The organism is Massilia genomosp. 1 (genome assembly GCF_011682185.1).
Classification (GTDB): domain Bacteria; phylum Pseudomonadota; class Gammaproteobacteria; order Burkholderiales; family Burkholderiaceae_D; genus Telluria_A; species Telluria_A rubra.
The window spans coordinates 50,828-58,975 of the sequence record NZ_WHJF01000036.1; the positions used below are offsets into that span (position 1 = coordinate 50,828).

Genomic DNA, 8,148 nt, shown 5'->3' on the forward strand with positions numbered 1-8,148 from the left:
TCAGGGAATTTACTATGTACGGACCGAAACCGGCCAATCTGGCACAACAGCAAGGCGTCTCCCTGCTCGGGCTGATTTTTGTGCTCGGCATCATTACCTTCCTTGCCATGTTTGCCATGAAAGTCTTTCCGACCTTCCTGGAATACCGCTCGGTCAAGGCCGGCATTATTTCGGCCAAAAAAGCCGACGGCACGGTGCGCGAGATCCAGATCGCCTTCGACAAGCACGCCGATATCAACAGCATCAACTCCATCAAGGGTAACGAATTGATCATCACCAAGGATACCGGCGAGACCCAGGTCGCGTTTGCCTACACCGCGCGCATCCCGCTGATCACCAACGTCACCCTGCTGATCGATTACTCGGGCACCACCGATCCAAGCGGCAAGATCCCTGAAAAACCAGCTGAACCCGTCCGTTAAGGCAGTCCAACCAAGAAGTCCGACACATGAATCTTCAGTTATTGCAAACGCGCTTAGGGTATACGTTCCAGGATGCTGGCCTGTTGCAGCAAGCCTTGACGCACCGCAGCCACAGCAGTTTGCATAACGAGCGCCTCGAGTTTTTGGGCGATTCGATCCTGAACTGCGTGGTGGCCTCGGTCCTGTACGAGCGTTTTGCCGCCATCGACGAGGGCGACCTGTCGCGCCTGCGCGCCAACCTGGTCAAGCAGCAGTCGCTCTACGAAATCGCCCAGAAACTGGAACTGTCGCAGTTCCTGCGCCTGGGCGAGGGCGAACTCAAGTCGGGGGGCTTTCGCCGTCCCTCGATCCTGGCCGATACGCTCGAAGCGCTGCTGGGCGCGATTTTCCTCGACGCCGGTTTCAACGCCGCGCGCGACGTGATCCGCGCCTTTTATATCCCAATTCTCGACTCGGTCGACCCGCGCACCCTGGGCAAGGATGCCAAGACGCTCTTGCAGGAATTTCTGCAAAGCAAAAAAATCTCTTTGCCGACTTATAATGTGGTGGCCACGCATGGCGCCGCGCACAGCCAGGAATTCGAGATCGAATGCCTGGTGCCCAAGCTTGGCATCCAGGTCTACGGCCGTGGCGGCAGCCGCCGCGCCGGCGAACAGGCCGCCGCCAAGCTGGCGCTCGAGGTGGCCGAGCAGGCCCTGCTGAAGACGCCAGCGGCCGGCCGCAAGGCCAAGCCGCGCGCGGCCCAGCTCAAACTGGCCGGCATCGCCACCATCCAGAGCGATGGCGATCACGACGACGACGGCGCCTTGCCGGTCGACGCCAAAACCCCTAAACACCCGCATCCGGAAACGAAATCAGCATGAACGCCACAAGCACCCCAGAAAACTTCCGTTGTGGCTATATCGCCATCGTCGGCCGCCCCAACGTGGGCAAATCGACCCTGATGAACGTGCTGATCGGCGCCAAAGTCTCGATCACCTCGCGCAAGGCCCAGACCACGCGCCACCGCATCACCGGCATCCAGACCGTGGACGATGCCCAGTTCATTTACGTCGACACGCCGGGCTTCCAGACGCGCCACGCGAATGCGCTCAACAAGACGCTCAACAAGACGGTCACCAACACCCTCATTTCGGCCGACGTGATCCTGTACCTGATCGAAGCGGGCACTTTCGGCCCGGCCGACCAGCAAGTGATCGACCTGTTGCCGACCGACGTGCCGTGCATCCTGGTGATCAACAAGTCGGACCGGGTCAAGGACAAGGCGGCGCTGATGCCATTCGCCCAGCAGATCGCGGCCAAGCATGATTTCGCGGCCATCGTGCCGGTCTCGGCCAAGCTCAAGTTCCAGCTCGACGGCCTGCAAAACGAAATCAAGCGCCTGCTGCCCGAGAACGCGCCGGTGTTCGGCCCGGACGACATTACCGACCGCAGCGAAAAATTCCTCGCTTCCGAAATCGTGCGCGAAAAACTGTTCCGCCTGGTGGGCGACGAGCTGCCTTACACCAGCACCGTCCTGATCGAAAAATTCGAACAGGAAGGCGACCTGCGGCGCATCTTCGCCGCCATCCTGGTCGAGCGCGACACCCACAAGTCCATGGTCATCGGTAACAAGGGCGCGCGCCTGAAAGAAGTATCGACCCAGTCGCGGCTGGACATGGAAAAGCTGTTCGGCGGCCCGGTGTACCTGGAAATCTGGGTCAAGGTCAAGTCCGGCTGGGCCGACAATGAAGCCGGCCTGCGCGCCTACGGCTACGAGTAAGGCGTCCCCGCCCGCCGCATGCCCACCAACGACGCCGACCTGACCGTCGCCGTAGCGGCCAACGCGACGCCGGCCGCGCAAGCACCCGCGGCGCCATCCGCCAGGCGGCGCGCGCCCCAGCGCGTGGAGAAGGTGAGCGGCCAGCCAGCCTTCGTGCTGCACAGTTATCCCTACAAAGAAACCAGCCTGATCGTCGACATGTTCACGCGCGACTTCGGCCGCGTGGGCCTGGTCGCCAAGGGCGCCAAGCGGCCGCTGTCAAAATTGCGCGGCGTGCTGCAAACCTTCCAGCCGCTGCAGGCCGCCTGGAGCGGCAAGTCCGAACTGCGCACCCTGATCGACGCCGAGTGGGTGGGCGGCATGCTCCCGCTCGAAAAGACGGCGCTGCTGTGCGGCTTCTACCTCAACGAACTGCTGGTCAAGCTGATCGCGCGCGACGACCCGCACCCGGCCTTGTTCGACCACTACGTCTCGACCCTGAACCAGCTGGCGCATAACGAACCGGCGCCGGTGGTCTTGCGAAAATTCGAACGGGCCTTACTTAAAGAGACAGGCGTGGCCGCCGACCTGACCCGCTGCACCAGCACGCGCGCGGCGGTCGAAGCGGATGGCGACTACGTGGTCGACCCCGAGCGCGGCGCGCGCCCGGCGCGCGCTAGCGACAGCTGGCCCGTGGTGAGCGGCAAGACCCTGCTCGACATGGAACGCGAAGATTACAGCGACCCGCTCACCCAGGCGCAGAGCAAACTCCTGCTGCGCTTCCTGCTGGCGCACCAGCTCGGCGGCGCCACCCTGAACACGCGCCAGATCCTGATCGACCTGATGCAGTTATAGATTAACTGCGGATTAACCACGCAACCCAAGCGAGCAACCAACCAAGATGAGCTTCCTCCAACCGAATGGCCCGGTCATCGACCTGGGCGTGAACATCGACCACGTGGCGACCTTGCGCAATGCGCGCGGCACCGTCTATCCAGACCCGCTGCGCGCGGCCATGCTGGCCGAGCAGGCCGGCGCCGACGTGATCACCCTGCACCTGCGCGAAGACCGGCGCCACATCAAGGACGCCGACGTGATTGCGCTGCGCCCGCAACTGATGACCCGCATGAACCTGGAAGCGGCCGTCACGCGCGAGATGATCGACTTTGCCTGCTCGGTGCGCCCGCAGGATGTGTGCCTGGTGCCGGAACGGCGCGAGGAAGTGACCACCGAAGGCGGCCTCGATGTGATCCGCTACCAAAGGGAAGTCGAAGCGGCCGTCAGGCAGCTGCAAGGGGAGGGCATTCGCGTCAGTCTCTTCATCGACGCCGACGAAGCGCAGATCGGCGCGGCCGCCGACATCGGCGTGCCGGTGATCGAACTGCATACGGGGCGCTACGCCGAAGCGGGCCCGGACCAGCTGGCGCATGAACTCGAGCGCATCCGCACGGGCGCGCGCTATGGCGTCGCGCGCGGGCTGAAGGTCAACGCCGGCCACGGCCTGCACTACCAGAACGTGCAGGCGATCGCGGCGATTGCCGATATCGGTGAACTCAATATCGGCCACGCGATCGTCTCGCACGCGCTGTTCGCCGGCTTCGAGAACGCGGTGCGCGAGATGAAGGCGATCATGGTCGCGGCGCGCCTGGCTGCGGGAACCGCGGCGCGCTGATGATCTACGGGATCGGCACCGACATCGTCCAGGTCGCGCGCATCGACGCGGCGCTGGCGCGCAGCGAGCGCTTTGCCGGCAAGATCCTGGGCGACGACGAACTGGCGGTGTTCCGCCAGCGCCGCGCGCAGAACCCGGTGCGCGGCCTGCGTTACCTGGCCACGCGCTTCGCGGCCAAGGAAGCGTTCTCGAAGGCGCTCGGCCTGGGCTTGCGCCTGCCGATGGCCTGGCGCAGCGCCCAGATGCTCAATACGCCCGGCGGCCAGCCGGTCATGGTCTGCAGTGGCGCGCTGGCCGACTTTATGCGGCAAAATGGGCTTTGCGCCCAGGTGACGGTGAGCGATGAAGCCGAATACGGCGTCGCTTTCGTGATCGTCACCCGGCAAGCCTGATTGAATTGACCCGGATTGATTGTGTTATGACCGATGTGACTCCCGAACTTCCCGGCGCGGCCGACCCGGGCGCGGCGACGGCCGCGCGCGAACAGGTGCTGACCACGGTGGCGAAGCTGCCCAACCTGCCGGGCGTGTATCGCTATTTCGACGCGCTTGACGCGGTCCTGTACGTGGGCAAGGCGCGCGACCTCAAGAAGCGCGTGTCGAGCTACTTCCAGAAGAATTTGTCCAGCCCGCGCATTGCCATGATGGTCGAGCGCATCGCGCGCCTCGAGACCACGGTGACGCACAGCGAAGCCGAGGCGCTGATCCTCGAAAACAACCTGATCAAGACGCTCAAGCCGCGTTTTAACATCCTGTTCCGCGACGATAAATCGTATCCCTACCTGAAGATCAGCGGGCAGGACGTGCCGCGCATGGCCTACTACCGCGGCGCGGTCGACAAGAAGAACCAGTATTTCGGGCCGTTTCCGAGCGCCTGGGCGGTCAAGGAATCGATGCAGATCCTGCAGAAGGTGTTCATGCTGCGCACCTGCGAGGACAGCGTGTACTCGAACCGCACGCGCCCCTGCCTGCTGCACCAGATCGGCCGCTGCAGCGCGCCCTGCGTGGACCTGGTCTCGCGCGACGATTACAAGCGCGATGTCGACAACGCCGCCAAATTCCTGCGCGGACGCCAGAGCGAAGTGATGGCCGACCTGGAAGCGAAGATGCACGCTTTCGCGGGCGAACTCAAATTCGAGCAGGCCGCCGCGGTGCGCAACCAGATCGCCTCGCTGGCGCGCGTGCTGCACCAGCAAAGCATGGAGACCGGCGGCGACGCCGACGTCGACATCATCGCCGTGGTGGTGCAGGGCGGGCGCGCCTGCGTCAACCTGGCCATGGTGCGCGGCGGGCGCCACCTGGGCGACCGCGCCTACTTCCCGACCCAGGTCAGCGACGCCGCAGCGATCGCGGAAGGCTCGATCGAGGTGGAAGTGCTGGCCGCGTTCCTGGCGCAGCACTACAGCGAAAAATTCATCCCCGGGGTGCTGATCCTGAATATCGAATTCGACCAGCCGGCCCTGATGGTGGCGCTCACCGAGCAGTGCGGGCATCGCATCAGCCTGATTTTCCAGCCGCAGGGGCAGCGCCGCCAGTGGCTCGAGATGGCGCACAAGGGCGCCGACATTTCGCTGGCGCGCCTGTTGTCGGAACAGGGCTCGCAGCAATCGCGCACGCGCGCGCTGGCCGAAGCGCTCTCGCTCGACGCGAGCGACCTCGATGCGCTGCGCATCGAGTGCTTCGACATCAGCCACACGCAAGGCGAGGCCACGCAGGCCTCGTGCGTGGTGTTCCATCACCACGCCATGCAGAACGGCGAATACCGGCGCTACAACATCAATGGCATCACGCCGGGCGACGATTACGCGGCCATGCGCCAGGTACTGATGCGGCGCTACGAAAAAGTCGCCAACGGCGACGGCGTCATGCCCGACGTGGTGCTGATCGACGGCGGCAAGGGCCAGATCGAAATGGCGCGCCAGGTGTTCGCCGAACTGGGCCTGGACATCTCGCTGATCGTCGGCGTGGCCAAAGGGGAGGGGCGCCGGGTCGGCCTCGAGACCTTGATGTTCGTCGACGGGCGCGCGTCGCAGGAGCTGGGCAAGGAATCGGCGGCGCTGATGCTGGTCGCCCTGATCCGCGACGAGGCGCACCGCTTTGCCATCACCGGCATGCGCGCCAAGCGCGCCAAGACGCGCCAGACCTCGCGCCTGGAAGAGATCGAGGGTATCGGCGCCAAGCGCCGCCAGAAGCTGCTGGCGCGCTTCGGCGGGCTGCGCGGCGTGGTCGACGCCAGCGTCGAAGACCTGATGTCGGTCGAAGGCATCTCGACCCAGCTGGCCGAAGAGATTTACAAGCAGCTGCACTGACGATGTAGACGCAGGGCCGTGCGCGCCGACCGCGCGCACGGTCCAAACTGGTTAAAACACCGTGAGCAAGGTAGACTAGCGGCGCAAGCATCTATCAACGCTTAACCAGTGCGCCCGCCTCTATGCCCTTTAATATCCCGATTCTCCTGACCTGGTTACGTGTAGCCCTGATTCCGCTCGTCGTCGGCGTGTACTACCTGCCGGTCCACTGGCTGCCGCGCTCCGACCAGGACATGGCGGCCACCTTGGTCTTCGTCATCGCCGCCGTCACCGACTGGTTCGACGGCTTCCTGGCGCGCCGCTGGAACCAGACCTCGGCCTTCGGCGCCTTCCTCGATCCGGTGGCCGACAAATTGATGGTGTCCGGCGCGCTGCTGGTGCTGGTGCATCTGGACCGGGTCGACCACTTCATCGCCTTCATCATCATCGGCCGCGAAATCGCCATCTCGGCGCTGCGCGAATGGATGGCGCAGATCGGTGCGTCGCGCTCGGTCGCGGTCAGCTCGATCGGCAAGATCAAGACCGCCGCGCAGATGACCGCCATTCCGCTGCTGCTGTGGCACGACATGCTGTTTCGCTTCATCGACACCCAGCAGCTCGGCCAATACCTGATGGTGCTGGCCGCCGTATTGACCGTCTGGTCGATGTTTTACTACATGCGCCTGGCCTGGCCGCTGATCAAGGAAAAAGGCGGCATGATGGATTGATCGCAGTATTTGGCCGTCGATCCTTGACAGGGTGCTCAGATCATCTATAATGCCGGCCTGTTGTGACGAAGTTGTAACGATGTGGTGGCAGCGCGGGAGTAGCTCAGTTGGTAGAGCGCAACCTTGCCAAGGTTGAGGTCGAGAGTTCGAGACTCTTCTCCCGCTCCAGTCAGTCGAAAAAAACGTCGTCAGCTTATCCTTGAAATGTTGCTCAGTTTCTGCGATAATCATGGTATTGAAAAATGCGGGAGTAGCTCAGTTGGTAGAGCGCAACCTTGCCAAGGTTGAGGTCGAGAGTTCGAGACTCTTCTCCCGCTCCAGTTTTCTGGACTGGCTTTAAGTGGCGGTAAGTAGTAGAATGCAGGACTCCAATGCGGGAGTAGCTCAGTTGGTAGAGCGCAACCTTGCCAAGGTTGAGGTCGAGAGTTCGAGACTCTTCTCCCGCTCCAGTTTGTTCTGGGTCAGGCAGTGGTAGTAAATAGTAAGATGCAAGACTCCAATGCGGGAGTAGCTCAGTTGGTAGAGCGCAACCTTGCCAAGGTTGAGGTCGAGAGTTCGAGACTCTTCTCCCGCTCCAGAATTCGAAAGGGAAGCATCGCTTCCTTTTTTGTCGCCCCGTCGAGGGTGGCGCAGCAAGTCTCTGGCGAGGTAGCAAAGAGGTTATGCAGCGGCCTGCAAAGCCGTTTAGACGGGTTCGATTCCCGTCCTCGCCTCCAGAAAATCAAGGACTTAGCGGTTTTTTCCTTAGTCCGAACATGTGTCGACCTCCTTCAAAACGGAGGTCGACCACACCTCAAAACGGCCTGCAAACGGGCTGAATTCGTTTGACACTCCCTACGCTTCGGACCATGATAGATCCATGGCCACGATCAAAGTCCTGTCAAGCGGCGCGTTCCAAATCCGTGTTGTTAGCAAGCTTCTTCCCAAACCGTGGCTAAATTGCCACGATCAGCCGACGCCGCCATATTGAGACAGTTGCTAACCGGCGTTCACATCTCGACATGGGGAAGGGGTAGAGCACCCCCGAAAATGTCGAAAAGTAGTCAGAAATCGTTCTGCCGCGCAGACTCCTAGCCTAAATGTTGCACAAACCGCCGCTGCAGCGCCATTTTTCCGATGCCGGACCTTTTCAACTTGAATCGGAATGTCGCGGGCGATAGCGTCCCTACCGAATTGAACGGGACAGTCAATGAAGCGGTTTGAAGGTTGAAGTTTGGCGGCGTGTGGTCGATTCTCGGCAGACCGGACGTGACCCCGTCAGGACGAGTTTAGCGTCGTTGCCGGCCTCGACAGATACA

At 62.4% G+C, this 8,148-nt stretch carries 8 protein-coding genes and 5 tRNA genes; all 13 read left to right on the top strand.

Going from position 1 to position 8,148, the window contains the following annotated elements; all coding sequences use genetic code 11:
• Positions 1–14 precede the first annotated feature (14 nt).
• The 13 genes from F1735_RS15505 to F1735_RS15565 all read left to right on the top strand — a co-directional run bounded on the left by F1735_RS15505 (position 15) and on the right by F1735_RS15565 (position 7,566).
• Positions 15–422 (top strand): DUF4845 domain-containing protein, encoded by a 408-nt coding sequence (locus tag F1735_RS15505; RefSeq protein ID WP_167237773.1) that lies wholly within the window; start codon positions 15–17, stop codon positions 420–422.
• A 26-nt stretch (positions 423–448) separates the two neighbouring features.
• Positions 449–1,285, top strand: a complete 837-nt coding sequence (gene rnc, locus F1735_RS15510; RefSeq protein WP_229477290.1) for a ribonuclease III — start codon at positions 449–451, stop codon at positions 1,283–1,285.
• Positions 1,282–2,184 (top strand): GTPase Era, encoded by a 903-nt coding sequence (gene era, locus F1735_RS15515; RefSeq protein ID WP_167237774.1) that lies wholly within the window; start codon positions 1,282–1,284, stop codon positions 2,182–2,184. Before rnc ends, era begins: the two co-directional genes overlap by 4 nt.
• 18 nt (positions 2,185–2,202) lie before the next feature.
• Entirely contained in the window at positions 2,203–3,018 is an 816-nt protein-coding gene (recO, locus tag F1735_RS15520) for a DNA repair protein RecO (protein WP_167237775.1), read from the top strand.
• A gap of 46 nt (positions 3,019–3,064) precedes the next feature.
• The gene (gene pdxJ / locus F1735_RS15525; protein ID WP_167237776.1) at positions 3,065–3,835 is read left to right on the top strand and encodes a pyridoxine 5'-phosphate synthase; all 771 of its coding nucleotides are present in this window, start codon (positions 3,065–3,067) and stop codon (positions 3,833–3,835) included.
• Complete coding sequence (acpS, locus tag F1735_RS15530; protein WP_166895699.1) at positions 3,835–4,227, top strand: holo-ACP synthase; 393 nt, start codon at positions 3,835–3,837, stop codon at positions 4,225–4,227. The genes pdxJ and acpS overlap by 1 nt, the downstream gene beginning before the upstream one ends.
• Positions 4,228–4,253: 26 nt before the next feature.
• Positions 4,254–6,143, top strand: a complete 1,890-nt coding sequence (gene uvrC, locus F1735_RS15535; protein ID WP_187364257.1) for an excinuclease ABC subunit UvrC — start codon at positions 4,254–4,256, stop codon at positions 6,141–6,143.
• Positions 6,144–6,265: 122 nt separating this feature from the next.
• Entirely contained in the window at positions 6,266–6,850 is a 585-nt protein-coding gene (gene pgsA / locus F1735_RS15540; protein WP_167237777.1) for a CDP-diacylglycerol--glycerol-3-phosphate 3-phosphatidyltransferase, read from the top strand.
• A gap of 92 nt (positions 6,851–6,942) precedes the next feature.
• A tRNA-Gly gene (locus F1735_RS15545) sits at positions 6,943–7,018 on the top strand.
• A 76-nt stretch (positions 7,019–7,094) separates the two neighbouring features.
• Positions 7,095–7,170 (top strand) — tRNA-Gly (locus tag F1735_RS15550).
• A 53-nt stretch (positions 7,171–7,223) separates the two neighbouring features.
• Positions 7,224–7,299 (top strand) — tRNA-Gly (locus F1735_RS15555).
• A gap of 52 nt (positions 7,300–7,351) precedes the next feature.
• Positions 7,352–7,427 (top strand) — tRNA-Gly (locus F1735_RS15560).
• Between the two features lie 65 nt (positions 7,428–7,492).
• Positions 7,493–7,566: transfer RNA gene (locus F1735_RS15565), tRNA-Cys, on the top strand.
• Positions 7,567–8,148: the final 582 nt, after the last annotated feature.

Excerpts from the sequence above, each read along its gene's own strand:
- F1735_RS15505 (WP_167237773.1), top strand. The coding sequence starts at position 15 with ATGTACGGACCGAAACCGGCCAATCTGGCACAACAGCAAGGCGTCTCC.
- rnc (WP_229477290.1), top strand. The coding sequence starts at position 449 with ATGAATCTTCAGTTATTGCAAACGCGCTTAGGGTATACGTTCCAGGAT.
- era (WP_167237774.1), top strand. The coding sequence starts at position 1,282 with ATGAACGCCACAAGCACCCCAGAAAACTTCCGTTGTGGCTATATCGCC.
- recO (WP_167237775.1), top strand. The coding sequence starts at position 2,203 with ATGCCCACCAACGACGCCGACCTGACCGTCGCCGTAGCGGCCAACGCG.
- pdxJ (WP_167237776.1), top strand. The coding sequence starts at position 3,065 with ATGAGCTTCCTCCAACCGAATGGCCCGGTCATCGACCTGGGCGTGAAC.
- acpS (WP_166895699.1), top strand. The coding sequence starts at position 3,835 with ATGATCTACGGGATCGGCACCGACATCGTCCAGGTCGCGCGCATCGAC.
- uvrC (WP_187364257.1), top strand. The coding sequence starts at position 4,254 with ATGACCGATGTGACTCCCGAACTTCCCGGCGCGGCCGACCCGGGCGCG.
- pgsA (WP_167237777.1), top strand. The coding sequence starts at position 6,266 with ATGCCCTTTAATATCCCGATTCTCCTGACCTGGTTACGTGTAGCCCTG.